The 229-nt window shown below is 69.0% G+C and carries 1 protein-coding gene; it reads left to right on the top strand.

The genetic code is table 11. The features are described 5' to 3' along the window. Positions 1 to 229, top strand: a 229-nt coding sequence (locus VJI77_RS07805) for a hypothetical protein (protein WP_323989033.1), incomplete at both ends; no start/stop codon positions are given.

The raw sequence follows: 229 nt of genomic DNA, 5'->3' as shown, positions 1-229 counted from the left end.
GACCCATGGAAGGGCGATGATGCCCTCCATATCGCGGTCGCCCTCGGCTTCGCACGCGAACCCGGGTGGCTGATTCCGACCCTGGCCGGTCAGATCTGGCTGGACACGCCACCGCTGTTCCACTGGCTCGCCTCAATCACCGGCCGCGCCGCCGATCTGGTCGGCGCAAGCTTCGCCGACGGCGTGCGGCTCACCAGCGCGCTGTTCACCGCTCTGTGGCTGCTGGGCA

Origin of the sequence: Parvimonas sp. D2, assembly GCF_035282635.1 — a bacterium.
Lineage (GTDB): Bacteria > Bacillota > Clostridia > Tissierellales > Peptoniphilaceae > Parvimonas.
Note: the sequence above shows the minus strand (reverse complement) of the source record. Positions and strands in the feature narration are given on the sequence as shown.